This is a genomic window from Methylocystis sp. (assembly GCF_051061285.1).
Classification (GTDB): Bacteria; Pseudomonadota; Alphaproteobacteria; order Rhizobiales; family Beijerinckiaceae; genus Methylocystis.
Genome location: NZ_JBPFEA010000048.1, coordinates 39,301 through 63,187 on the forward strand (window position 1 = coordinate 39,301; position 23,887 = coordinate 63,187).

General features: G+C 64.1%; 26 protein-coding genes. 10 read left to right on the forward strand and 16 right to left on the reverse strand.

Annotated elements, in window-relative coordinates; all coding sequences use genetic code 11:
* Positions 1 to 18: 18 nt before the first annotated feature.
* From ACR65T_RS16710 to ACR65T_RS16730, 5 genes are all read right to left on the reverse strand, one after another.
* Positions 19 to 1,443 carry a glycosyltransferase family 4 protein gene (locus ACR65T_RS16710; RefSeq protein WP_434497549.1) on the reverse strand — a complete coding sequence of 475 codons (1,425 nt, stop codon included), beginning with the start codon at positions 1,441 to 1,443 and terminating at the stop codon, positions 19 to 21.
* Positions 1,440 to 2,429: an NAD-dependent epimerase/dehydratase family protein gene (locus tag ACR65T_RS16715; RefSeq protein WP_434497550.1), complete on the reverse strand. Its 990-nt coding sequence runs from the start codon at positions 2,427 to 2,429 to the stop codon at positions 1,440 to 1,442. The genes ACR65T_RS16710 and ACR65T_RS16715 overlap by 4 nt, the downstream gene beginning before the upstream one ends.
* Positions 2,430 to 2,448: 19 nt before the next feature.
* Positions 2,449 to 3,432 carry a GDP-mannose 4,6-dehydratase gene (gene gmd, locus ACR65T_RS16720; RefSeq protein ID WP_434497551.1) on the reverse strand — a complete coding sequence of 328 codons (984 nt, stop codon included), beginning with the start codon at positions 3,430 to 3,432 and terminating at the stop codon, positions 2,449 to 2,451.
* A 212-nt stretch (positions 3,433 to 3,644) separates the two neighbouring features.
* Complete coding sequence (locus ACR65T_RS16725) at positions 3,645 to 3,989, reverse strand: YidB family protein (protein WP_196401077.1); 345 nt, start codon at positions 3,987 to 3,989, stop codon at positions 3,645 to 3,647.
* A 143-nt stretch (positions 3,990 to 4,132) separates the two neighbouring features.
* Entirely contained in the window at positions 4,133 to 5,071 is a 939-nt protein-coding gene (locus ACR65T_RS16730; protein WP_434497552.1) for a TIGR00730 family Rossman fold protein, read from the reverse strand.
* 104 nt (positions 5,072 to 5,175) lie between these two features.
* Here ACR65T_RS16730 and ACR65T_RS16735 point away from each other — a divergent pair, with 104 nt between their 5' ends.
* The 6 genes from ACR65T_RS16735 to ACR65T_RS16760 all read left to right on the forward strand — a co-directional run bounded on the left by ACR65T_RS16735 (position 5,176) and on the right by ACR65T_RS16760 (position 9,325).
* Positions 5,176 to 5,922: a YebC/PmpR family DNA-binding transcriptional regulator gene (locus ACR65T_RS16735; protein ID WP_434497553.1), complete on the forward strand. Its 747-nt coding sequence runs from the start codon at positions 5,176 to 5,178 to the stop codon at positions 5,920 to 5,922.
* 43 nt (positions 5,923 to 5,965) lie between these two features.
* Positions 5,966 to 6,586 carry a TetR/AcrR family transcriptional regulator gene (locus ACR65T_RS16740; protein ID WP_123174345.1) on the forward strand — a complete coding sequence of 207 codons (621 nt, stop codon included), beginning with the start codon at positions 5,966 to 5,968 and terminating at the stop codon, positions 6,584 to 6,586.
* Positions 6,587 to 6,691: 105 nt separating this feature from the next.
* Positions 6,692 to 7,492: a septum site-determining protein MinC gene (minC, locus tag ACR65T_RS16745; RefSeq protein ID WP_434497554.1), complete on the forward strand. Its 801-nt coding sequence runs from the start codon at positions 6,692 to 6,694 to the stop codon at positions 7,490 to 7,492.
* A gap of 13 nt (positions 7,493 to 7,505) precedes the next feature.
* The gene (gene minD, locus ACR65T_RS16750; RefSeq protein WP_014891484.1) at positions 7,506 to 8,321 is read left to right on the forward strand and encodes a septum site-determining protein MinD; all 816 of its coding nucleotides are present in this window, start codon (positions 7,506 to 7,508) and stop codon (positions 8,319 to 8,321) included.
* The gene (gene minE, locus ACR65T_RS16755; RefSeq protein WP_434497555.1) at positions 8,318 to 8,638 is read left to right on the forward strand and encodes a cell division topological specificity factor MinE; all 321 of its coding nucleotides are present in this window, start codon (positions 8,318 to 8,320) and stop codon (positions 8,636 to 8,638) included. The genes minD and minE overlap by 4 nt, the downstream gene beginning before the upstream one ends.
* A gap of 276 nt (positions 8,639 to 8,914) precedes the next feature.
* Positions 8,915 to 9,325 carry a DUF2852 domain-containing protein gene (locus ACR65T_RS16760; RefSeq protein ID WP_434497556.1) on the forward strand — a complete coding sequence of 137 codons (411 nt, stop codon included), beginning with the start codon at positions 8,915 to 8,917 and terminating at the stop codon, positions 9,323 to 9,325.
* A 125-nt stretch (positions 9,326 to 9,450) separates the two neighbouring features.
* Here the strand turns inward: ACR65T_RS16760 and ACR65T_RS16765 are convergent, their stop codons facing one another.
* Positions 9,451 to 9,936, reverse strand: coding sequence for an SH3 domain-containing protein (locus ACR65T_RS16765; protein ID WP_434497557.1), 486 nt, complete (start codon positions 9,934 to 9,936; stop codon positions 9,451 to 9,453).
* 1,384 nt (positions 9,937 to 11,320) lie between these two features.
* On the opposite strand from ACR65T_RS16765, the gene ACR65T_RS16770 reads away from it, so the two are divergent.
* A complete protein-coding gene (locus ACR65T_RS16770; protein WP_434497558.1) occupies positions 11,321 to 12,274 on the forward strand; it encodes an extensin-like domain-containing protein in 954 nt (317 codons plus the stop codon).
* Here ACR65T_RS16770 and ACR65T_RS16775 read toward each other — a convergent pair.
* Genes ACR65T_RS16775 through ACR65T_RS16790 form a run of 4 tightly spaced genes read right to left on the reverse strand, consistent with a single transcriptional unit; the run spans position 12,269 to position 13,574 of the window.
* Entirely contained in the window at positions 12,269 to 12,481 is a 213-nt protein-coding gene (locus ACR65T_RS16775; RefSeq protein WP_434497559.1) for a type II toxin-antitoxin system HicA family toxin, read from the reverse strand. The two genes, ACR65T_RS16770 and ACR65T_RS16775, sit on opposite strands and share 6 nt — an antisense overlap.
* Positions 12,478 to 12,684, reverse strand: a complete 207-nt coding sequence (locus ACR65T_RS16780) for a type II toxin-antitoxin system HicB family antitoxin (RefSeq protein ID WP_305649495.1) — start codon at positions 12,682 to 12,684, stop codon at positions 12,478 to 12,480. Before ACR65T_RS16780 ends, ACR65T_RS16775 begins: the two co-directional genes overlap by 4 nt.
* Positions 12,681 to 13,091: a DUF6460 domain-containing protein gene (locus ACR65T_RS16785; protein WP_434497560.1), complete on the reverse strand. Its 411-nt coding sequence runs from the start codon at positions 13,089 to 13,091 to the stop codon at positions 12,681 to 12,683. Before ACR65T_RS16785 ends, ACR65T_RS16780 begins: the two co-directional genes overlap by 4 nt.
* Before the next feature lie 36 nt (positions 13,092 to 13,127).
* Entirely contained in the window at positions 13,128 to 13,574 is a 447-nt protein-coding gene (locus tag ACR65T_RS16790) for a hypothetical protein (RefSeq protein ID WP_434497561.1), read from the reverse strand.
* A gap of 173 nt (positions 13,575 to 13,747) precedes the next feature.
* Between ACR65T_RS16790 and ACR65T_RS16795 the strand changes: the two genes are divergently transcribed.
* Both ACR65T_RS16795 and ACR65T_RS16800 read left to right on the forward strand, forming a co-directional pair.
* Entirely contained in the window at positions 13,748 to 14,173 is a 426-nt protein-coding gene (locus ACR65T_RS16795; protein WP_434497562.1) for an Hsp20 family protein, read from the forward strand.
* A 217-nt stretch (positions 14,174 to 14,390) separates the two neighbouring features.
* Entirely contained in the window at positions 14,391 to 15,701 is a 1,311-nt protein-coding gene (locus ACR65T_RS16800; protein ID WP_434497563.1) for a hemolysin family protein, read from the forward strand.
* Between the two features lie 68 nt (positions 15,702 to 15,769).
* Here the strand turns inward: ACR65T_RS16800 and ACR65T_RS16805 are convergent, their stop codons facing one another.
* From ACR65T_RS16805 to rplK, 6 genes are all read right to left on the reverse strand, one after another.
* Complete coding sequence (locus ACR65T_RS16805) at positions 15,770 to 16,039, reverse strand: DUF1150 family protein (RefSeq protein WP_175093935.1); 270 nt, start codon at positions 16,037 to 16,039, stop codon at positions 15,770 to 15,772.
* Between the two features lie 103 nt (positions 16,040 to 16,142).
* On the reverse strand, positions 16,143 to 17,432 hold the full coding sequence (gene odhB / locus ACR65T_RS16810) for a 2-oxoglutarate dehydrogenase complex dihydrolipoyllysine-residue succinyltransferase (protein ID WP_434497564.1): 1,290 nt from the start codon (positions 17,430 to 17,432) through the stop codon (positions 16,143 to 16,145).
* Between the two features lie 27 nt (positions 17,433 to 17,459).
* The gene (locus tag ACR65T_RS16815; RefSeq protein WP_434497565.1) at positions 17,460 to 20,447 is read right to left on the reverse strand and encodes a 2-oxoglutarate dehydrogenase E1 component; all 2,988 of its coding nucleotides are present in this window, start codon (positions 20,445 to 20,447) and stop codon (positions 17,460 to 17,462) included.
* Between the two features lie 69 nt (positions 20,448 to 20,516).
* Complete coding sequence (gene sucD, locus ACR65T_RS16820) at positions 20,517 to 21,401, reverse strand: succinate--CoA ligase subunit alpha (RefSeq protein WP_175093938.1); 885 nt, start codon at positions 21,399 to 21,401, stop codon at positions 20,517 to 20,519.
* A 257-nt stretch (positions 21,402 to 21,658) separates the two neighbouring features.
* Complete coding sequence (rplA, locus tag ACR65T_RS16825) at positions 21,659 to 22,363, reverse strand: 50S ribosomal protein L1 (protein ID WP_434497566.1); 705 nt, start codon at positions 22,361 to 22,363, stop codon at positions 21,659 to 21,661.
* A 4-nt stretch (positions 22,364 to 22,367) separates the two neighbouring features.
* On the reverse strand, positions 22,368 to 22,814 hold the full coding sequence (gene rplK, locus ACR65T_RS16830) for a 50S ribosomal protein L11 (RefSeq protein WP_434497567.1): 447 nt from the start codon (positions 22,812 to 22,814) through the stop codon (positions 22,368 to 22,370).
* Positions 22,815 to 23,128: 314 nt separating this feature from the next.
* On the opposite strand from rplK, the gene ACR65T_RS16835 reads away from it, so the two are divergent.
* Positions 23,129 to 23,857 (forward strand): SDR family NAD(P)-dependent oxidoreductase, encoded by a 729-nt coding sequence (locus ACR65T_RS16835; RefSeq protein ID WP_434497568.1) that lies wholly within the window; start codon positions 23,129 to 23,131, stop codon positions 23,855 to 23,857.
* Positions 23,858 to 23,887 lie beyond the last annotated feature (30 nt).

The following is a 23,887-nucleotide window of genomic DNA, read 5'->3' on the forward strand; positions in this document are numbered from 1 at the left end:
GCGGCGCAAACCGGCAGGCTAATGCAGGCGCCGGCTCCAGTCCTCGCGCGCGATCACCTCGACGATGCGCCGCGCGGAGTCGCGCCAGGCGTCGCGCAAGACCTGGTCCGGGTCGGCGAAGCGGCGGCCGTCGAGAAAGTCGGCGATCGTCTCGGCCAGCGCCCTGGCGTCATTGACGCGAAAATAGAGCGCGCCGGCCCCTCCGACCTCGCGAAAGACCGGGATATCGCTGCAGATCACCGGGCGGCCGCGCCGCGCCGCCTCGACGATCGGCAGGCCGAAACCTTCCGCATAGGACGGGAAGATCAGCGCGGCCGCGTGATCGTAGAGAAACGAAAGCTCGTCGTCGTCCGAATCGTCGAACCAGAACAGCCGACGACCGAATTCTTTGTGTTCGAGAATTTCGCTCGCCACCGCTTCTTCAAACCAACCGCGCCGGCCGACGAAGACGATGCGGACGTCGCGCCCCCTCGCCCAGAGTTCTTCAAAGGCGCGAAGGGCGACGCGCTGACCCTTGCGCGGTTCGATCGTGCCCACGGCGAGAAAGACCGGCGCATCGCCGGCGACCGCCGCTTTGACCTTGTCGCGCGGCGCGGCGTCTGCGCGCAGCGCAAGATCGGAGCCGCAGTGAAACCAGCCGATCTTGAGGCCGGGACGATGCGGCAGCCCATGCGCAGCGACATAGTCGGCGAGTTCGTCGGCGACCGTTTGCGAAATCGCCAGGAAACTGTCGCTCTCGAGGAGCGCCTTGCGCAGCCAGGCGCGATAGCGCGGCACCGTCACTTCGTGGCAGGCGTGCGGATAAAGCTCCGGAATGAGATCGAAGATGCAGGTGACGACCTCGCCGCCCTCGTCCCGAATCTTCGCGAAAATCGGCGCGAGTTCGTCGAAGGCGTTCCAGCTGTCGGAAAGCATTAGAAAGCGGTCGCCGCCGGCGATCGCGATCTCGGAGTCGGGCGCAATGTCGCCGCCGACAAGCTCCGCGACGAAGCCGTTGGCGGTCAGCAGCCGGCCGCCCTCGCAGCGAACCGCCAGAGCCGGCAGGTCGAAGCTTTCGCCGCTATAGAGGCCGCGCGTCACTTCCTTGACGACGCGCTGAATGCCGGTGCCGGCGTCGCGCTTGATCGTTCCCGTCACATCGACCAGCAGCCTTCGCGCCGGCAGCGGCGCGCGAGCGGGCGGCGCGCCCTCACCAGACGTCGATGGCGTCGTCGCGTCGGGTGGCGGCGGGCGAAAGCGCGCTCTGAGCGCGTTCGCGGCGTCGGCGAAGAACGCTTCGATCGGTCGGAGAAAGCGATAGATGTGGCCGGAGACCGAGTAGATCAGCCGATAGCGCTCATGAGTCAGATGCAGGAGTTCGGCGCGCAAATGATCGAGCTGAAATTCGAGCAGGCGGATGCGTTCGCGCGCCTGCTCGGGCTCTCGATTTTGCCGCTCGCTCATGACGTCGCCGTTGCGGCCTGCGTTTGGGCCGCGCGGGCGTCGTCGAGGAGCGCCTGCAGCATGTCGTCGATGTCGTGGCGGGGACGCCAGCCGGTCGCTTCGGTCAGTCTCGTCGCGTCGCAGGCGACGCTGGCGATGTCGCTTTGGGGGCGCAGCAGCGTCGGATCGACCTCGATCGCAAATTGCGCCTTGGCCCGCCCCCGCAACCGCTCGAGCAGCGTTTCCAGGCGATGCGCCGTTCCGGAGGCGATGTTGAAGATCGAGACGGAGGCGGGCAGATCCCGCGCTTTTTCGATCAGCCGCATATAGGCGTCGACGACGTCGCGCACGTCGAGGAAATCGCGGGCCTTGGAGAGATCGCCGACCAGGAGTCGCGGCTCGGCGCGGCCGGTCTCGATCGCCGCGATCTGCGCGGCGAAGGAGGCGAGAGCGAAGTTGCGATTGCGCTGGCCGGGTCCTGAATGATTGACCGGCCGCGCCACAATGAGTCGCCCTTTGGCAGCCAGCAGATCGGAAAGCGCGCTCTCGGCGGCGACCTTGGAGCGGCTGTAGACGTCCATCGGCTGCAACAGGGCGTCCTCGTTCAAAACCCCGTCGCGAAAACTCGCGCCATAGGCGGCCGCCGTCGAGGCGAAGAGAAACGCCGCCGTCGGGCAGTGACGGGCGACCGCCGAGCCGAGCGCGAAGGAGCCGTGAAAATTCGCCCGCCAGGTCAATTCGGCGGCGTGCGGCGCCTGACCGATCGACGACTGACCCGCGAGATGCACGACGAGATCGGGACGCGCCCGCGCAATCAGCGCGTCGATCGCCGCTTCGTCGACAAGATCCGCGACGGCGGCGGTGAAAGCCTCATGGCCGCCGTGTTCGCCGGGACGCAGCAGCAGCGACAGCGTCGCCTGCGGATAGGCCTCGGCCAAAGTGGCGCAGAGGTGCCCGCCGACAAATCCGGCCCCGCCGGTCACCAAGATGCGCTCGAAGGCGGCCATCGCGGGCGCCCTTTTCAGGTTAGGCCGACTCGCGCCGCAGCCGCGCGAGATCGGCGTCCACCATCTCGCAAATCATTTCGCGAAGATCGATCTCCGGCGTCCAGCCAAGAACCTGCCGCGCCTTGCTGGAATCGCCAAGCAAAACGTCCACCTCGGCCGGACGATAGAACGCCGGGTCGATGATGACGAATTTTTCCATGTCCAGGCCGGCGTGCTCGAAAGCGATGTGGCACATATCGCGCACCGTGGTGGTGACGCCGGTTGCGACGACGTAATCGTCCGGCTTCTCCTGCTGCAGCATCAGCCACATGGCCCGCACGTAATCCTTGGCGTGCCCCCAGTCGCGCTTGGCGTCGATATTGCCGAGCCGCAACTCGGTGGCGAGGCCGAGCTTGATCGCGGCGACGCCGGTCGTGACCTTGCGGGTGACGAATTCGACGCCGCGCAGCGGGCTTTCATGATTGAAGAGAATGCCCGAGGAGGCGTGAAGGCCGAAGCTCTCGCGATAGTTCACCGTGATCCAATGGCCGTAGAGCTTCGCCACGGCATAGGGGCTGCGCGGGTAGAAGGGCGTTTTCTCGCTCTGCATCGGCTCCTGGATGAGCCCGTACATTTCTGAGGACGACGCCTGGTAGAAGCGCGCTTTGGGCGCGCCGAGCCGCATCGCCTCAAGCACGTTGGTCACGCCGACGCCGGTGACGTTCGCGGTGAGGAGGGGCTGGCGCCAGGACGATGCGACATAGGATTGCGCCGCGAGATTATAGATTTCGTCCGGCTGAACGGCCTGCACGGTGCGCAGCAGGCTTGAGAGATCGGCGAGATCGGCGTCGTGCAAATTCAGCTTGCCGCTGATGCCGAGCCAACGCAGGCGATGGTCCTCGACGCCCCGGTGCGACGAGCGCCGCACCACGCCATGCACCTCATAGCCCTTGTCGAGTAGAAACTGGGAGAGATAGGCGCCGTCCTGTCCTGTAACGCCGGTCACCAACGCGCGCTTGGTCATTAATGGTCCTATTCAAATTGGCCGGCGGCCGTGGCGAAGGCGAAGCCCCCGCCGCCGCGCGGCCTCAGGGCGTTTCTCGCCCTAGCGCGGCGCAAAAGGGCGCGCGCGACGCAATTACAGAATCAGGGCGCCTGAAGCAAGAGCGTGGGCGGGAACAGGCCGGACGGCGGCAGGCGCCGCCGTCCGCAGCGTCGAGAACGGCGTAGGTCCGCTTACGCCGGTTTGTCGGGCGGCGGCAGTTTGCCTTCCGGCGTCGCCTTGTCGATGGCCTCGGGCAAATACTGGGCGAGAAGCGCTTTCGCCTTGTCGATGTCGACGCCGGCGTTCTTGGCGATTTCCATCAGCTTGTCGGCGTTGACCACCTTGCTGATGTCCATCTCGCTGATCTTTTCATTGGGACCGAGGCCGACCCAGGAGTGGATCTGCTTCCCCAGTCCGGAGTTCTCGAAATTCTTGACGACGCCGTCGAGGCCGCCCTGCTTCTCCACATAATCCTTAATAAGGCTCAGGGCTTCGGCGCCGATCACGCCGCCCGCGATGGCTTTAAGCCAACTCATGGTCATTCTCCCTTTTTAAAAAAGCGCGCGCCTTGCGCCGCGTTAGCTGAGATATGGCAGGGCATAGGCTTTACAATGGCAGGGGATCGGGCAGGGGATCGGGCAGGCGATCGGGCAGGCGATCGCCGACACAGGCTAGGCCTTCATTCGAATAGGAGATCCTCCTTGCGTTCGCCCCAGCGCCGGATTTCCGCCCAAATGTCCGGAGCGCTTTCGGCGTAGCGGAAGATATGGCGGTCCTGCGCGTCGATCACGCCCTCGTCGACCAGGAAATCGACGTTGAAGGCGCGTCGCCAATAGTTTTCCCCCACGAGAATGATCGGGATCGGCTTGACCTTACCGGTCTGCACAAGCGTGAGCGTCTCGAACAATTCGTCGAAAGTGCCATAGCCCCCCGGAAAGGCGACCAGCGCCCGCGCGCGCAGCATGAAATGCAGCTTGCGCAGCGCAAAATAGCGGAAGCGCAGGCAAAGCGACGGCGTGACGTAGCTGTTGGGCAACTGCTCGTGCGGCAGGGTGATGTTGAGCCCCACCGTCTCGGCCCCCGCTTCGAAGGCGCCGCGGTTCGCGGCCTCCATAATGCCCGGTCCGCCGCCGGTGACGATCGCGAGGCGCGGCTGGTCGCCGCTCTGGCGGGCGGCGCCAACGAGCGCGCCGAACTCGCGGGCGATTTGATAATAGCGCGAATTTTCGCACACGCGTTTCGCCGCCGCGAGCTGTCTGGCGAGGGTCGCGTCCTTGGGATTTGCCGTCGCGAGCGCCTGCGCTTCGGCGAGGCGGCTTTCGGCTAAGGCGGGTTCGACGATGCGAGTCGAGCCGAAGACGACGATCGTATCGGTCACGCCATGGCGTCGCAGCAGCAGTTCAGCCTTGAGATATTCCAGCTCCAGTCGGGGGCCGCGGGCTTCGGCCGAGGTCAGGAAATGAATGTCCTCGTCGGCCTTGTGATAGGACGGACTGGAGAGGATCGCCTGCAGCCGCTTGGCGGCGGCGAGGTCAGGGATGTGCGGCGCCGGGAGTGCGGGAGGAGCCCGCCCATCGGGCTCAGGCCGAGAATTTCGCTCTTCATCGCTCGCGCTCAATCATGCTCTCCTTGGCGCTTTTCTTTATTTCCGTATACGTCCGGCGTATATGACCCGCCGGACGCCGAAAGGCGAAGATTGATCGAGGAGCAGGGCGAGAGCGCATGGCCGGGCATAGTCAATTCAAGAATATCATGCACAAGAAGGGCAAGCAGGACGCGATCCGCTCCAAGCTATTTTCGAAGCTTGCCCGAGAAATCACCGTCGCCGCCAAGATGGGCTTGCCCGACCCGAATATGAACGCGCGGCTGCGGGCCGCCGTTCTCGAGGCCCGGGCGGAGAATATGCCGAAGGACAATATCGAGCGCGCGATCAAGAAGGCCTCCGGCGCCGACGCCGAAAATTATGATGAGGTGCGCTACGAGGGTTACGCGCCCGGCGGCGTCGCGGTGATCGTCGAGGCCCTGACCGACAATCGCAACCGCACGGCCGGCGAGGTGCGCTCCTATTTCACCAAGGCCGGCGGCGCGCTCGCCGAGACCGGCGCCGTCTCTTTCATGTTCGATCGCGTCGGCCTCGTCGAATTCGATAAGAAGGCGGCGACGGAGGACGCGATGATGGAGGCGGCGATCGACGCCGGCGCCGACGACGTCTCGACAACCGACGAGACGCATGAGGTGATCACGTCCGTCGAATCGCTGCGCGACGTCGCCAAGGCTCTCGAGGAGAAATTCGGCGAGCCGCGCAAGGCGGCGCTCATCTGGCGCCCGCAGAATACGATCAAGGTCGACGATGATTCCGGCGAGAAAATCCTCAAGCTCGTCGGTTTGCTCGAGGACAATGACGACGTGCAGAACGTCTACGCCAATTTCGAGGTTTCCGACGCGCTCGTCGCCAAGCTCTCGGGATAACTCGGCGACGGGGCGATGACGCCGATCCGCGCCGGGGTGAGAGATGCACAATAAGCGAGGCTATCACCACGGGTCGCTCAAACAGGCGCTGATCGACGCCGCTCTTGAGATTCTCGCCGAAGGCGGACCGTCGGCGCTGACGCTCACCGAGGCGGCGCGCCGCGCCGGCGTTTCGCCCGCCGCCCCTTACCGTCACTTCAGTGGACGCGACGCGCTGATGAGCGAGCTGGCGCGCCGCGGTTTCGAGACCTTTGGCGCACGAATTGAAACGGCGTGGGACGAAGGCCGGCCCGACGCCAAGAGCGCGATGCGGGCGATGTGCGCCGCCTATCTAAAATTCGCGCGGGACGAACCGGGGCTTTACGCAGCCATGTTCGGGCAGGCGCAGACGCTCGCCGATCCGGGAGCGGGCGGCGCCGCCGACCATGCGCTCGAAATCCTTTGGCGCGCCGTGGTCGCCTGGCTGCAGCAGGCGGGCGCGCCGGCGCAAGGCGCGCGCTACGCGGCGCTGCAAATATGGTCGCTGGCGCATGGCGTCGCGATGCTGACGATTTCCGGTCATTTCGACCCTGTCAAAAGCGCGGATCCGGCGCTGGTGCTTGAGAGCGCCGCGCAAGGCGTCATGGAGAGCGCTGCGGCGCGCGCCAAAGCCGCGCCGGCATAATCTCTTGATAAAGCGCGACCGGGCGCCAAATTACGCGCGCGCTTTAATCCTTCATTAACGTTAACGCCCTCAAATGACGCAAATCCTAATTGCGTGAGGGCTTCCGTGACGCAAGCGTCATCCCGACACATCCGCTTCAGAGGCAGGTCCTTTCCCGTTCTGACGCTGGAGCCTGAGCAGCCGATCGAAGGCTGGTTCGAGCAGCTGGACGCGTTGCTTGAGCAGTCGCCCGCCTTCTTCAGCCGGAAATCGATCGTCATCGACCTCGCCAAATTGACGCTCGAGCGACCGCAGCTCACCGAGCTTCTCGAAAATCTCGCCCGGCGCGCCATACGCGTCATGGGACTGTCGGGCGTCGACCCGTCATGGGCCGGCGACGATCTACCGCCGATTCTGGCCGGCGGTCGCGCCACCCCGCAACCGCCGCCGGACGCCGGCGCAACGCGCGCCAAAGACGCAAATCCTGGAACGCTGTCCCCAAGCGAAGAAGCAGCCTTCGAGGATATCGCCAACGCGCTCGGCGCCGGCGGCGCGCAGGCCGTCGATGTCAAGGCGTCCGAGCCGCCGGCTCCATCGGCTACGCCGCTGATCCTGCTGGAGCCGGTGCGCTCCGGTCAGTCGATTTATCACCCGGACGGCGACGTGACCGTGATCGGTTCCGTCGCGTCGGGCGCGGAAATCATGGCGGGTGGCTCCGTGCATATCTACGGAACGCTGCGCGGCCGCGCGATGGCCGGCGCCTATGGCGAAAAGCGCGCGCGAATTTTCTGCCGCAAGCTCGAAGCCGAGCTGCTCTCGGTTTGCGGCGTTTATCTCACCGCCGACGAGATCTCGGCAAATGTTCAGAGTCAATCCATCCAGGCCTGGCTCGAAAACGAGACGGTCAAGATCGCGCGGCTCGATTAAGAGAGGACGAAAAATGGCCAAGACTTTGGTGGTGACCTCCGGCAAAGGGGGCGTCGGAAAGACAACGTCAACCGCGGCTCTCGGGGCCGCGCTGGCCCAACAGGGTCACAAGGTCGCGGTCGTCGACTTCGACGTCGGTCTGCGCAACCTCGATCTCGTCATGGGCGCCGAGCGGCGCGTCGTCTTTGATCTCATCAACGTCGCCCAGGGCGACGCCAAGCTGCATCAGGCGCTCATCCGCGACAAGCGCTTGAACAATCTCTATCTGCTGCCCGCGTCGCAGACGCGCGACAAGGACGCCTTGACCGAAGAGGGCGTGCAGCGCGTCATCGGCGAATTGCGCGAAAAATTCGACTGGATCGTCTGCGACAGTCCCGCCGGCATCGAACGCGGCGCGACGCTCGCGATGCGCTTCGCCGACGTCGCGGTGGTCGTCGCCAATCCGGAAGTCTCCTCGGTGCGCGATTCCGATCGCATCATCGGATTGCTCGACGCCAAGACCGAACGCGCCGAAAAGGGCGAGCGCGTCGAGAAGCATCTGCTGCTGACGCGCTATGACGCGCAGCGCGCGGGCCGCGGCGAGATGCTCAGCGTCGACGACGTGCTCGAAATTCTCTCGATACCGCTGCTTGGAATCGTGCCGGAGAGCGAAGACGTTCTGCGCGCGTCGAACGTCGGCGCGCCGATCATTCTTCACAACGCCATGAGCCCCGCGGCGCGCGCCTATTCGGAAGCGGCGAAGAGGCTGTGTGGCGAAAAACTGCCGGTGAACATTCCCGCTGACAAGAGGGGACTTTTCGTTCGGCTCTTTGGTCGGAGGGCGGCATGAATATTTTCGGATTGTTCGGGCGACGCGGCGCCACCGCGCCGGTTGCGCGCGAGCGCCTGCAGATCCTTCTCGCGCATGAACGCAAATCGGCGCGCGATTCGGATCTCATCGCCGTGCTGCACAAGGAAGTCCTCATCGCGATCTCCAAGCACATCAACGTCGATCCTGAAAAGGTCATGGTGAAGATGCATCGCAAGCAAGACATGTCGCTGCTCGAAATCGACATCGAAATCGAGCCGGAGGCGACGCGCGAAACGACCGTGCCGTTCGCAGATGACGCCGTGCTTGAAGATGATCTGAGCGGCAAGGCGGCCTGATTTCCCGACGCGAAACGCTTCCAGTTCCGAACCTCTCCGGCGCCGCCGCTCGACGGCGGCGTCCGCACGTCGACCGCAAGCGCCTGACGGCGCCGCGCCGATTTCTTGGCGCGGCGCTTTCCCTTGCGCCAATGTTAATGCATATTACATTGGTGTCGGCCCCGCTTTGGCGGCGGGCGCGCCGTTGACAAACTGGAGCCCATCATGAGCTGCCATCGTTATTCTCGCATGTCGTCATCCGGAGAGCGCGGATCGCCCTGGGGGCGTTGCGGACGAATGTCCTGGAGGCCCTACGAGATCGCGGCGGTGATCCTTGGCTTTTTGATCTTCTGGCCGCTCGGCCTGGCGATGCTGGTCTGGAAGCTTTGGCAGCGCAGCCAGGGCTTTGAGGGCGATTTCTTCGCCTTCGCACAGGAGCAGGGCGCGCGGGTGAAGGACGCCGTGAGCGGCGTCGCTCGAGAGGGATCGGCCGCTTGGGGCGGCCCCTCCTTCATGCGCTCGACCGGCAATGTCGCCTTCGACGAATGGCGCGAAGGCGAACTCGCGCGTCTCGAGGAAGAGCGCCGCAAGCTCGCCGAAGCGGAGCGCGACTTCGCCGAACACATCGACCAGCTGCGCCGCGCCCGCGACCGCGAGGAGTTCGAATCCTTTATGCGCGGCCGCAAAGGCGAGGGCAAAGGCGCGTAAGGCCGGTTAAGGCTGCGCAGGCGCTGACCTGAACAGAAGAGGCGCAAATCGGCGATGTCCGATTTGCGCCTTGACGTTTTTGCGCCGGCTTCGCGGCCGCTTTCTCTCGCCGCGCCCGCGCCTTCTTAACGGGGAATGACGGACCGTTGGCGCGTCAGAAGACCCCCTCTGACGAATCCGGTCTTGCCCTGATAAGAGACGCGGCACCAGCCCCTGCCGAGTCCACTTCTGCAGCGAAGGACATCGACCTTTTTGCCGCCGGGAATCACCGTGATAACCGAGGAAAACATGCTGGCGCGCCGTTTAAGACTGGCTGCGTCAGTCGTCACAACTGGCGCAACGAAGACCTGCGATCCGGACGTCCCGAGCGCAGGCGCGTTCACCCACCCCGTCTTCGAACCGAAGCGGACTTGGCACCAGCTGTGACGCCAGCCCGGGTTGCAGCTCAATACCTGCACATCGGCTCCGGCCGGGATCTGACCGACTTTACGCCACGACGTTCCTGGTCCGGAGCGTAGCACGGCCGGACTTTGGGCGGTGGCCGCCTGGGCAATGTCCTGGACGAGAAAAGCGACGAGGCCGACCGTCGCTGCAGCGAGCATGTTTCGCATGACTAAATCTCCCAAATGAACGACAACGGACTTCTGTCTTCTCACGTTGCGCCGACATATCAGGCGAGCGGATGGAGGGTTTTACTGAGATCGTTTAACGGGTCTTTCAGCAACGCTCCGACTCATTCGTTGTTCAAGAGACAAGAAAAAGCAAACCGCAGCGCTTGATGGTTTTTCAGTTGGGATAGACCTGAAGCTTTTCTAGAGGGGGTGCACAATATTTCCGAGATAGCAGGACGCAGCCACGCCCACAGCCGCAGCGTGTGTCTGCAACCTGACTGATCGGCTCAAAACGGATGTGAGCGCGCCACGTCTCGGCGAAAGACGAATTTAAGTTTGGACTCTACATTGTCCGCCATGCACGCCGCCGTCCGATACGAACTTAGGGTCGCCGCCAGCAAAGGGAAGCAAAAGGAGCGCGCAATTGGTTCAAGGAGCTGAACAAGGCGCAAATCGGCAATGTCCGATTTACGCCATCAGCGCGCCTTGACGGTGACGTGTTGCGCCTTTTCTGTTATATGTAGCAAACGTCCTTCGTCCCAGACGCTTGGACTGAGCGTCGTGCCCGAGCGTTTTCTCAATACTCAATTACGCTTGTGCCGAGGCGGGTCTTTCAAACGACCTTCCTTGCCATATACGTCAACAGAAAGATCTTCAGCTTCAATGCGCCAACCCACGCGTCCGTTCATAACGGCATATAAAGGTCGGTCTCCCAAATCTCGGATTTCCAATCCCTGGAAGATCGAAGAGGCTGAAAATGCTGCTGGGAGCATATCTCTTAGGGACCCGGGCGCTGCGGCGGCCGTCGAGGTCGAACGTGACGCCACATATTTGGCGGCTCTAGACGCGGCGGACGCGGTTTTCGGCGGCAGAGCGGCTGACCGTTCCCAAATTCCGCCGGAGCCGAATGGCCCTCGGGGGCGCGTGCTCCCGAACCTGCTGGAAAACGACGTCATTAGCGATCCTCCGGCGAGAGGCGCATCAACGCGGACGCGTCGTGTGCGTCAGCCGGCCAAAGTTGCAGAGGCCGTTCCTGCGGAACCCAAAAAGGTGAAGCCGCAGCCAGCAGTGGCGGCCCCGATTCTCTCGGCGCCGCGCGTGAAAGAACCGGAACCGGAAGTCATTCTCAAGACATCGTCGCGGGCGATCAGGACGATTCGAAGGAAATGGGTGTTGAAGACTGAACTCAAGGCCGGCGAATCATGGAAGCGGCGCTTGAGCAGATTTGCTCGCTGATCACGCCTCCCGCGCTACCGCGCTCATGCGCAGCGCATCCCGTGCAGCTTGCGCGGGCGTGTGGATCGCCCGCCACAGTCCTCAAATATCTGAGCATTAACCACAATTCTCGACCCTGAATTAACGGCCTGGCGCCCATCCTCGCGGCATGGTCCGCCGCGCCCATCACTCGCTGCTCGTGCTGGCGCTCGTCGCGGCGACGCTTTCCGCTTGCTCGATCGGGCAAAAGCCGCAACGGCCGGCCTGGCGCACGCAGGCTGAGAACGCCTGTCTCGCCGAAAGACGCGTCAACCCTTCCGACTACATCGCGCTCGCGCCCGAAGTCGACGGTCCGGGCATTTGCGGCCTCACCAGGCCGTTCAAGGTGACGGCGCTGCAGGGCGGGGCCGTTTCCTTCAACGCGACCGCCACCCTCGACTGCTCGATGGTCGCCGAGCTCGACGCTTGGCTCGCCGACACCGTCCAGCCCGCCGCTCAGGCGCGCTTCGGACAGCAGGTGGTTCAGATCAATTCGATGGGCTCTTACGCCTGCCGCGGCATGAACAATCAGCGCGGCGCGCAGCTTTCTGAACATTCCTTCGGCAATGCGCTGGACATCGGCGGCTTCGTGCTCGCCGACGGCCGCGAGATCACGCTTGTGCGCGACTGGCGCCGCGGCGACGAACAGACGCGCGCCTTCCTGATGGACGTGCATCGCGGCTCATGCGGGCATTTCTCGACGGTGCTGTCGCCAGGCTCCAACGCCTTCCACTACAACCATATTCACGTCGATCTGGCGCTGCACGGCCGCTCGGGACGCAGCATCTGCAAGCCCGAGCCGCAAGAGACGCTGCCGCCGCCCGACCCGTCGCCGCTGATCGCTCAGGGGCGGCGCGCGCCGCCGGCGGCGGATGACGAGACCGACAATGACACGACGGGCCAGCCGCCGCTCGCCGCCTTCGAGGGGCCCGGAGTTGGCGCGCGGGACGGGTTTGGAGCCGTCGCCGGACCGGAGGCCTATGCGCCGCCTCCACCGCCGCTGCCGCCGCGCCGCGACGGCATCGGCCAGCTCCTCGAAGATCCGGATCGGACGTCGAGCATCGGCCGGCGCCGAAGACTATAGATCTTCCCGCGCCAGTCCTGTTCGTTTGGCTATCCTCGCCAACATTCGTGGCCGAATCTCCTCGCCATCGTGAAAAGCAAATATGAAATCTGGGAACCCACTTTTGGCATGCGTTCGGTGAGAGCCGGCGGATCGCTTTTCCGTCCAGCCTTTTCTTTCCAGCGCTGCACTAAGACGCTTCGCCTTTACGCCCGGCCATGGCGTCATGCGGCCGCGAAAGTGATATGAATCGGCTCAGTCGGGCGTTCGCCATGTTCAATGCGGTCTGCGATGACGCGTAGGGCCAGCGCCTCCACCTGAGCGATGGCCCCCTCCCGGGTTGTGGCGTATTTCAACGCGCCGGGAATTTCCAGGATTTCGGCGATCCAACGGCCGTCCACCTCCTGCTCGGTCTCCACAGTCAGCTTCATCGCTTGCTCGCGCCCACATTGATGAGCCGCAGAACGAGCCACGCCGGCACGACGAAAATGGCGCCGGCGAGCACATAGCTGACAAGCTCCCGCACCGCGCCGAAGCCCAACTGATAGATGCGGTCGAAGAACGCCTGGACGCCGCGAAAAATGTCGATCGGCCGCAGTTCCAGCCACATCAGTAGGGCGCCCACGACCAGCGAAATGACGAGCAATCGCGCGAAAGTGTTTAGCGGCGAGCCGCCGAGGAAATTTTCAAGCGTGTTGTTCGACGCCATCTGGTTGGTTTCCTGTGATATTTTATCGGAACTCGGCAGGAGAAGCACGTCGCGCGGGGCCTCCGGCCGCTCAGGCTGGCGCGGCTTGTCGAGATGCGGCCAATTGGCGAAAGGTCCCTGATCAGCCATTGGGGCGCTCCTACGGATGCATCTTCTCTCTGGCCCTCACAGAGCGCCTCCGGGCGACGTCTCTTCGCGGAAGAGGCGCATTATGCGGCGCAGAAAGCGCTCGGTAAAGGAGAGCGCGCGCTCGAATTCCTCCTCGCTCGGAGCCATGTTCGGCCTTGCGGTGGGCGGGACGGGCGCGGCCTCGGCGCGCGCTTTGAGCGCGGCGTTCTCCTTGCGCAGACGCTCGATCTCCGCCTCGAACGCGGCGCGCTCCTCGGCGCCGAGCCGACACGCCGTGACGCCGTCCTTCACCGAACAATAGGACAGGGCGCCGGTCTCTTTATTCAGCCGGACGTAGCCGCCCTCGGCGGGGGTCAGCGTGAAGCGTTCGCTCTCGGGGGCGATGATCGGCGGCGGCGTTTCGGCGACCGCCCGCGCTCCGAATGACGCGGCAAGGATGATCGCAAGGACAATCGCGAGGAAGAGATGCTGTGCTCGGCCCATGGTCGCCGCTCTTAAGGGGAAGCTTGCTCGCACATGGGCGTTTGGCGTTCCCGCGTCAATGGCGGCCGCGCGCATCGGCCGCGCTTGAATGGCGCGGCCGGCCCGGCCATATAGCTGTAGCCGGAGCGCTTTACGGGCTCTGGCCGAAGAGGCGCCAACAGGGCTTCAACGACATGTCGCGTCCGCCGCTCAATTCGCCGTTTCTGCTCGGTTTCGATGAGGTCGAACGGGCGCTCGACCGCGTCGCCCGCACCGCCTCCGACGGCTACCCGCCCTATAATATCGAGCGCATTCCGCGCGTCGAGAGCGCGCCGGAGCGGCTTCGGATCACCCTGGCCGTCGCGGGCTTCACCCGCGACCAGCTCGACGTCTCGCTCGAAGAAAATCAGCTCGTCATTCGCGGGCGCCAAACCGAAGAGCGAGAGCGCCATTTCCTGCATCGCGGCATCGCCGCGCGGCAGTTTCAGCGCGCCTTTCTCCTCGCCGAAGGAATGCAGGTGCTCGGCGCCGATCTCGTCAACGGTCTGCTCTCCATCGATCTGGCGCGGCCAGAGCCGGCGCGGGTCGTCAAGAAGATCGAAATCGCGGCCCGCGACTGATCGATAAGGGATCGTTCAAAATCAATGGTGGAGCAGGTTCTCATCGAAAAAGTCTGACAACTTTTTCGGAACCCGATCCGCGGCAAATCGTCGTTTTCGGACCGGTCGAGGCCGTCCTCTTCGGCGAGATCGACGTCCAGGAGACAAATATCGTCGCCGTCAACGCTTGCCGGCGCCATTTGCTTGAGAGCCTTCGCAGAAAGCCCTATCAGGAGTCATGTTCGAGCTTGCCGTCGCGCTTGTGTTGATAGTTATCAACGGGATTTTCTCGTTGTCCGAACTCGCCATCGTTTCATCGCGCAAAGTGCGGCTGAAGACTTTGGCCGCCGAAGGTCGCCGCGGCGCCGCCGCCGCGTTGGCGCTGGCGGAAAATCCGGGACGTTTCCTCTCCACCGTGCAGATCGGGATCACGCTCGTCGGAATCCTCGCGGGCGCCTTTTCCGGCGCCGCGCTTGGTCAGCGGCTTTCGCAAGAGTTGCGCGCCCTTGGTCTCTCTGGGCCTGCGGCGGATTGGATCGGCTATGGCGGCGTCATCGGCTTCATCACCTATCTTTCCGTCGTGATCGGCGAATTGCTGCCCAAGAACATCGCGCTGCGCCATGCGGAAGCCATCGCCTGCCGCATGGCGGCGCCAATGACATTGCTTTCCACTCTTGGCACGCCGGTGGTTTGGCTGCTCGATGAGTCGACGAAGCTCATCTTGCTGTTCGTCGGCCAGGCGAATGAGCTTCAGTCCTCGGTCACCGATGAGGAAATCAAGACCTTCGTCGCCGAGGCGCATTCCGCGGGCGCCATCGAGGCCGACGAACAGCAGATGATCGCTGGCGTGCTGCGGCTGGGCGACCGCGCCGCGCGCGCGTTGATGACCCCGCGCACGGAGGTGGACTGGCTCAATCTCGGCGAGCCCGAGAACCTTCTGCGCGAGAAGCTCATCGAGACGTCCCATGCGCGCCTGCCCGTCAGCCGGGGCGATATGGACGACATGATCGGCGTCCTGCTGATTCGAGACCTGCTCGGGCCCGCGCTGCGCGGCGAGCCGCTCGACCTAGAAGCCCATGTTCGGTCGGCGCCGGTCGTGCCCGATTCGATCGACGCGCTCGACGCGCTGAATGTTTTGCGCGAAGCCGAGACGCCGATGGCGCTCGTGCATGACGAATATGGCCATTTCGAAGGCGTGGTGACGCCGGCCGATATTCTCGACGCCATCGCCGGCGCGTTCAGGTCCGACGAGGGGCATGAAGAGCCCGAGGCGCTTCAGCGCGAAGACGGCAGCTGGCTGCTCGCCGGCTGGATGCCGGTCGACGAAATGGCCGAACTCCTGCACGTCGCGCTCCCCGAGAACAGGAGCTTTGAAACGGTGGCCGGCCTCGTCCTCGACGGGCTCATTCGGTTTCCGACTCTCGGCGAAACGGTGGAGAAGCTCGGATGGCGCTTCGAGGTCATCGACCTCGACGGACGCCGACTCGACAAGGTGCTCGCGTCGAAGCTCACCGCCGAGAGCCACAACGGCGCACAGCAGAGAAGCTAACGGATGAGTTGCGCTTAATCTGGGCCGGGAGGCAGGCGCGCCGGCGGCGCGCCTCTGTCGTGGGAGGGTTAGTGCAGGCTCACCATCTGGAGATGATTTTCACGGGCGTTGCCGATGCAGCCTTCTTCCGAATCCGCAAGCACGATCGGCGCGCCATCCGCGCCGAAAAGCGCAAAGATCGTCAGCCCTGGCGCAATCTGTGGCGCCTGCGGGTAAAGCCGGTTGACGTCTTCCGAGCGCATTGACCGCACATAAGCGATGAGGCCATCGCCAAGCTGCGCGAACTGCTCGGGCGTCAGCGGAGACTCTCTGGTTTCGGTGGCGGTTTTCATTTCCATCTCTACCTCCATGGCGGTCCTTTCGCCCCGCCGACGGCGCCCATAGTCGGCGCGCCGTCTGAAATTAGATGTGTAGCCTTTGGAGATTTTGAAGGGGTCGCGGCTACAGGCCGAGCGCCAGCCGCGCAGGATCTTCGAGCAACTCTTTGACGCGCACCAGGAAAGTCACGGCCTCCTTCCCGTCGACGACACGGTGATCGTAAGAAAGCGCCAGATACATCATCGGCCGCGCTTCGATCTCGCCGTCGACGACCACAGGGCGCTCCTGAATCTTGTGCATGCCGAGAATGCCCGATTGCGGCGCATTCAGGATCGGCGTGGACATCAGCGAACCATAGACGCCGCCGTTGGAAATCGTGAAGGTGCCGCCCTGCAGATCGGCGATGTCGAGCGCGCCCTCGCGCGCTTTGCGGCCGAGTTCGGCGATGGTTTTTTCGATCTCGGCGAGCGACAGACGGTCGGCGTCGCGCACCACCGGCACGACGAGTCCCTTCTCCGTGCCGACGGCGACGCCGATGTGGCAGAACCGCTTGTAGATGATGTCCGTCCCGTCGATCTCCGCATTGACGGCGGGGATCTCTTCCAGAGCCTGGCAACAGGCCGTCACGAAGAAGCCCATGAAGCCAAGCTTCACGCCGTGCCGCTTCTCGAACGCCTCCTTGTAGCGTTTGCGCAATTCGATGAGCGCCGACATGTCGACTTCGTTGAACGTCGTCAGCATGGCGGCGGTGTTTTGCGCTTCTTTCAGCCGGCGCGCGATCGTCTGACGCAAGCGCGTCATCTTCACCCGCTCTTCGCGGCGGGCGTCTTCCTGCGGAATGGGGACGCGGGGCGCCGGCGCCTCGACTCGCGCTTCCTGGGCGGGAAGCTCCTGGACGCGGCCTTCTTGCGCGGGCTGCGTGGCAGCCGCCTGACGCGCGGCGAATTGAACGACGTCCGATTTCAGCGCCTGACCGCGCTTGCCGCTGCCGGGAACCTGAGCGATGTCGATCCCCTGCTCGACGGCGATCTTGGCGGCGGCGGGCGCCGGCGGCATCGTCGTCGCGGCCGGCGCAGCCGGAGCCGAAGCGGATTTGGGCGCAGGCGCTGCGGGGGCCGGCGCCGGTTTAGGCGCGGCGCTCTTGCCGGCGGTCTCGCCGCTCTTCGCCGGCGCGACGGCGCCCTCGGCGATCTGTCCGAGCAGCGCGCCAGGACCGACAGTTTCGCCCTCCTTGGCGACGATCTCGGCGAGCACGCCGGCGGCGGGGGCGTTGACTTCGAGCGTGACTTTGTCGGTTTCAAGCTCGGCGAGCGCCTCATCCGCGCGCACCGCGTCGCCCGCCTTCTTGAACCAGCGGCCGATCGTCGCTTCAGTCACCGATTCGCCCAAGGTCGGCACGCGTATTTCAGCCATCGGCTCTCTCTTCGCTCGCGTCGCGTCTCAAGGCGCGAACGCTTCCTCCAGGAATAATTTCAGCTGTGCGAGGTGCCGGGACATGGTGCCCGTGGCCGTCGACGCCGAGGCGGTGCGTCCAATGTAGCGGGCGCGCTTCGACTTGCCGCCGATCTGCGTCAGCACCCATTCGAGATAGGAGTCGACGAAGGACCAGGCGCCCATGTTCTTGGGCTCTTCCTGGCACCACACGACGTCGGCGTTCCTGAAGCGCCCGAGCGCCGCGACGAGGCCTTTGAGCGGAAAAGGATAGAGCTGCTCGACCCGTAGCAGATACACGTCGTCGACGCCGCGTTTCTCGCGTTCGTCCAGGAGATCGTAATAGACCTTGCCCGAACACAAAATGATGCGGCGAATGTTGTCGTCGGCTTTGAGGATGAACGTCTCGTTCGGCGCCGTTTCGGCGTCGTCGAGCAGCAGCCGCTGAAAGCTCGAGGCCATCCCCATCTCGCCGAGCCGCGAGACGGCGCGCTTATGACGCAGCAGCGATTTCGGGGTCATCAGCACCAGCGGCTTGCGGAAGCTTCTGTGCAGCTGACGGCGAAGGATATGGAAGTAGTTCGCGGGCGTCGTGCAATTGGCCACCTGCATATTGTCTTCGGCGCACAGCTGCAGATAGCGCTCGAGCCGCGCCGAGGAATGTTCCGGACCCTGGCCTTCGTAGCCATGCGGCAAGAGGCAGACGAGTCCCGACATGCGCAGCCACTTGCGCTCGGCCGATGAAATGAACTGGTCGAAGACGACCTGCGCGCCATTGGCGAAATCGCCGAATTGCGCCTCCCACAACACCAGCGCGTCGGGCTCGGCCAGCGAATAGCCATATTCGAAGCCGAGCACCGCCTCTTCAGAAAGCATCGAGTTGACGACTTCGTAGCGGCCCTGGCCTTCGGCGATGTGATTGAAGGGCAGATAACGCGCTTCATTCTCCTGATCGATGAGCACGCTGTGACGTTGCGAAAAGGTGCCGCGCTCGCTGTCCTGCCCGGAGAGCCGCACATTGTAGCCTTCATAGAGCAGTGAACTGATCGCGAGCGCTTCGGCCGTCGCCCAGTCGATCGGCCCGCCATGTTCGATGGCCGCCTTTCGATTGTCGAGAAAACGCTGGATCGTGCGGTGGGCGTGAAAATCTGGCGGCGTCGACGTGATCTCGGCGCCGATGTGCTGCAGCGTCTCGAGCGCCACGCCGGTTTGTCCGCGACGCTCGTTCTCCGAAAGTTGCCAGCCGGATTTTTTTCCCGCCCAGCGGCCGTCGAGCCAATCCGCCTTGTTGGGCTTGTAGCTCTGGCCCGCTTCGAACTCTTCGTTGAGGCGCGTGCGCCAGTCTTCCTTCATGCGATCGACGTCTTCGCGAGTCGTCACGCCTTCCGCGATCAGACGGTCCGCATAGATATCGAGCGCCGTGCGGTGCGCCCGGATCTTCTTATACATCAGCGGCTGGGTGAATCCCGGCTCGTCGCCCTCATTATGGCCGAAGCGGCGATAGCACCACATGTCGATGACGACGGGTTTTTGGAACTGCTGACGGAATTCGGCGGCGACGCGGGCGGCGAAAACGACGGCCTCCGGGTCGTCGCCATTCACGTGAAGAATCGGCGCCTCGACCATCTTCGCGACGTCGGACGGATAGGGCGAGGACCGCGAGTAGCGTGGGTAGGTGGTGAAGCCGATCTGATTGTTGATGATGAAGTGGATCGAGCCGCCAGTGCGATGCCCCTTCAATCCGGAAAGGCCGAAACATTCCGCCACGACGCCCTGGCCGGCGAAGGCCGCGTCGCCGTGGATGAGGAGCGGCATCACCGAGCGGCGGTTGCCGTCGGCGCAATGATGCTGATCCTGCTTCGCGCGCACTTTGCCGAGCACGACCGGATCGACGATCTCGAGATGCGACGGATTGGCGGTGAGCGAGAGATGCACCTTGTTGTCGTCGAATACGCGATCCGATGATGCGCCGAGGTGATATTTGACGTCGCCGGAGCCTTCGACTTCATCCGGCAGGAAGGAGCCGCCCTTGAATTCGTGAAAGAGGGCGCGGTGCGGCTTGCCCATCACCTGCGAAAGCAGGTTGAGACGGCCGCGGTGCGCCATGCCGAGAACGATTTCCTGGACGCCGAGCGCGCCGCCGCGCTTGATGATCTGCTCCAGCGCCGGGACAATGGACTCAGCGCCGTCGAGGCCGAAACGCTTGGTGCCGGTGTATTTGACGTCGAGGAACTTCTCGAAACCTTCCGCCTCGACGAGCTTGTTGAGAATTGCGCGTTTGCCTTCCGGCGTGAAGACGATCTCCTTCTTCGGGCCTTCGATGCGCGCCTGCAGCCAGGCCTTCTCCTCCGGATTGGAGATATGCATGAATTCGAAGCCGATCGTCCCGCAATAGGTGCGGCGCAGGATCGTGACCATTTCAAAGAGCGTGGCGTATCGCATCCCCAACACGCCATCGAGGAAGATTTTGCGCTCGTAGTCCTCGTCGGAGAACCCGTAGGTCTGCGGATTGAGCTCGCCGTGATCGTAGCGCTGCTCCAGTCCGAGCGGATCGAGATTGGCGTGCAGATGGCCGCGCATGCGATAGGCGCGGATCATCATCAGGGCGCGGACGGAGTCGCGCGTCGCCCGCAACACGTCCTCGCCGCCGGGCGTCGGCGCGGCGACGGGAACAACTGGCGATTTTACAGGCGCCGGCGCCTCGCCGATGATCGCGCTCACCCATTCGCCGTTCGGCTGAGGCCAGTCGCGCCGCGCCCAGCTCGGGCCGTGGGCGACGGCCTTGTCTTGCGGTCTGACGCCTATCTCGGCGAAGAAATTGCGCCAGTCGGCGCTGACCGAGGAGGGATCGGCCTCATAAGCCGCAAGCAGGCTCTCGAGATAGCCGGCGTTCGCGCCCTGCAGAAAGGATGTCGAAGCGAGAAAGTCATTTTGCGGCGTGCGCGCGCCCACCGGCGCGGCGGGTCCGGCGCCGCCATTGGTTTCAAAACGCGCCATCTCAATCTTTCCCAAAAGCGCCGGCGCTCAAGGCCGCCGACGACTTTCGAAGCGATGAGCGGGCCAGCGCTAGCCCTTCAGCGCTTCGACCAAGGTCTTTCCCAGCCTCGCAGGCGAGGGCGACACTTTGATGCCCGCCGACTCCATGGCTGCGATTTTACTTTCGGCGTCGCCTTTGCCGCCCGAGACGATCGCGCCCGCATGACCCATGCGGCGGCCGGGAGGCGCGGTGCGGCCCGCGATGAATCCGACCACCGGCTTCTTGCGGCCGCGCTTGGCTTCGTCTTTCAAGAATTGGGCCGCGTCTTCCTCCGCCGCCCCGCCGATCTCGCCGATCATGATGATGGACTTAGTTGCCTCGTCTGCGAGAAACAACTCCAGCACTTCAATAAAATCCGTGCCTTTGACGGGATCGCCGCCGATGCCGACGGCCGTCGTCTGACCTAAGCCTTCGCGCGTCGTCTGGAACACCGCCTCATAGGTGAGCGTGCCGGAGCGCGACACGACGCCGACCGAGCCGGGCGAGAAAATATTGCCGGGCATGATGCCGATCTTGCTCTCGCCGGCGGTGACGACGCCCGGGCAGTTGGGGCCGATGAGGCGCGACTTCGAGCCGCAAAGCGCGCGCTTGACGCGGATCATGTCCTGAACCGGAACGCCCTCGGTAATGCAGACGATCAGCGGGATCTCCGCCTCGATCGCTTCGCAGATGGCGTCGGCGGCGCCCGGCGGCGGCACATAGACCACGGAGGCGTCGGCGCCGGTCTTTTCGCGCGCCTCGAGAACCGTGTCGAAGACCGGAAGATCGAGATGGATCGAGCCGCCTTTGCCGGGCGAGACGCCGCCGACCATTTTGGTCCCATAGTCGAGGGCCTGGACGGAGTGGAAGGTGGCGGTCTTGCCGGTGAAGCCTTGGGTGATGACTTTGGTGTTCTTGTCGATCAGCACGGACATGAAGCGCAAATCCCGAGAGCAAGCGAAAACGGCGCGCGCGCCTTTGAATGAAGCGAAAAACCGGAGCCGCCGCCCGTCGTCGCCCGCGCGGAACCTATTGACAAAAGCTCAGCCGCACAAGGCGGCGAAAGCCCCTGCGACAGGGGGCCGCGACGCGTTCTCGCCGTCTGTTTTGGCGCGGCGAGTCTTTACGTTGGATGAACCAAAACAAAAAAGCCGGCGGTCGCCCGCCGGCTTTTTTGTCGAAAGGCGTCCGCTCAGTGCGGGGCGGCGCCCAGGCTGGACACGTCGATCTTCACGCCTGGTCCCTGGGTGGAGCTGAGCGCGACGCGCTGAATGTAGGTGCCCTTGGCGCCCTGCGGCTTCGCCTTGGCCACGGCGTCGACGAAGGCCTTGATGTTCTCGACGAGCTTGCCGTCGTCGAACGAGGCCTTGCCGACCGTCCCCTGCACGATGCCGGCCTTCTCGACGCGAAACTCGACCGCGCCGCCCTTTGAGGCCTTGACCGCGCCGGCGACGTCCATCGTCACCGTGCCGACCTTGGGGTTCGGCATCAGCCCGCGCGGGCCGAGCACCTTGCCGAGCCGCCCGACGAGCGGCATCATGTCCGGCGTCGCGATGCAACGGTCGAAATCGATCGTTCCGCCCTGCACCGTCGCGACCAGATCCTCCGCGCCGATGACATCGGCGCCCGCCGCCTTGGCTTCGTCCGCCTTGGCGCCGCGCGCGAAGACCGCGACGCGCAGAACGCGGCCGGTGCCGTTCGGCAGATTGACGACGCCGCGCACCATCTGGTCGGCGTGTTTGGGGTCGACGCCGAGATTCATGGCGATCTCGACGGATTCGTCGAATTTCGCCTTGGCGCGCTCGCGCACCAGCTTCACGGCGTCGGTGAGGGGATAGAGCTTGGTGCGTTCGATGCCCTCGCGGGACTTGGCAATGCGTTTTCCGATGTGCGCCATGATCTTACTCCACCACCTCGAGGCCCATCGCGCGGGCGGAGCCGGCGATCATCGACATCGCGGATTCGATCGAGGCGCAGTTGAGATCGACGATCTTCTTTTCCGCGATTTCGCGGATCTGCGCCTGGGTGATCTTTCCGACGACGTTGCGGCCCGGCAATTTGGAGCCGGAGGCCGGCTTCTTGCCGATCTTGAGGCCCACCGCCTTCTTGAGGAAGAAGCTGACCGGCGGCTGCCTCATCTCGAAGGTGAAGGAGCGGTCCTGATAGGCGGTGATGACGACGGGGATCGGCGTCCCCTTCTCGATCTGTCCCGTCTTGGCGTTGAACGCCTTGCAGAACTCCATGATGTTGAGGCCGCGCTGGCCGAGCGCGGGACCGATCGGCGGCGACGGATTGGCCGCGCCGGCCGGCACTTGCAGTTTGATATAGCCGGCGATTTTCTTCGCCATTTGCTTTCTCCAACGAAAGGCGCCCGCCGCGATATTTCACGCGTCGGCGCCGGTTGCAGGTCGTGGTCCGGTCTGGAGTTCCCCGATGGCGTCAGGGCAAACCCGCCACGTATGAATTCCTCGGGCGGCGGGACCGTCCAAGGAATGGCGGCTTTTAGGGGAAGGCGCGAAAAAGGGCAAGAGCGACCCGGTCTTGCGACTGTCTCTTGCAAGAATCGCTCGCGCCATCGGAACCTCGGCATTTGGCGGAAGACCAACTCACCAACGTCGTCTGTCCGCCGTAACACGAAATGACTGTCAGGAGGGCAAAGAGCGTGGGGACGAACATCGAGCCCGTCGTGATCATCACCGGCGCGTCGCGCGGCATCGGGCGCCGGCTGGCGCTGGACTGCGCCCGATATGGAATCGCGGTGGTGGTCAATTATCGATCGGACGAGGCGGCGGCTGCGGCGGTCGTGGAAGAAATCCAGAGCGCGGACGGGCGCGCCTGCGCAGTTCGGGCGGATGTGAGCGACGAACACGAAGCGCGGCGGTTGGTTGACGCATGTATCGATCAGTTCGGCCGATTGGATTGCGTCATCAACAATGCGGGCGCGGCAATCATTCGAACGATCGACGAACTGGATGCCGCGACCTTCCAGCAGACACTGAACGCCAATCTCCTTTCGGCCTTCTACGTGTCGCAGGCGGCCATTCCGCATCTCAAGCGAGAGGGCGGGCGGCTCATTTTCATGTCATCCGGGGCCTCGCGGATCGGCGGCAGGGTCTCCGCCGCCTATGCGGCGTCCAAGGCGGGCATGGAAGGGCTGATGCGCTATTACGCCCTCTATCTGCGCGAAGATCGCATCACCGCGAACGCCATTGCGCCGCTGCTGATCGAGACCGATATGCTGGCCGGAATGGACCTGCCGCCGCCATCCGATCTGCCGCTGGGACGGACGGGACGGCCCGACGAAATCTGGCCGGCCGTGCGCATGATCATCGAAACGGAATATCTGACGGGACAGACGATTCATCTCAACGCCGGGCGCTACATGACGTAACGCGCAGAAGCGTGATGCGAGTCTTGCTTT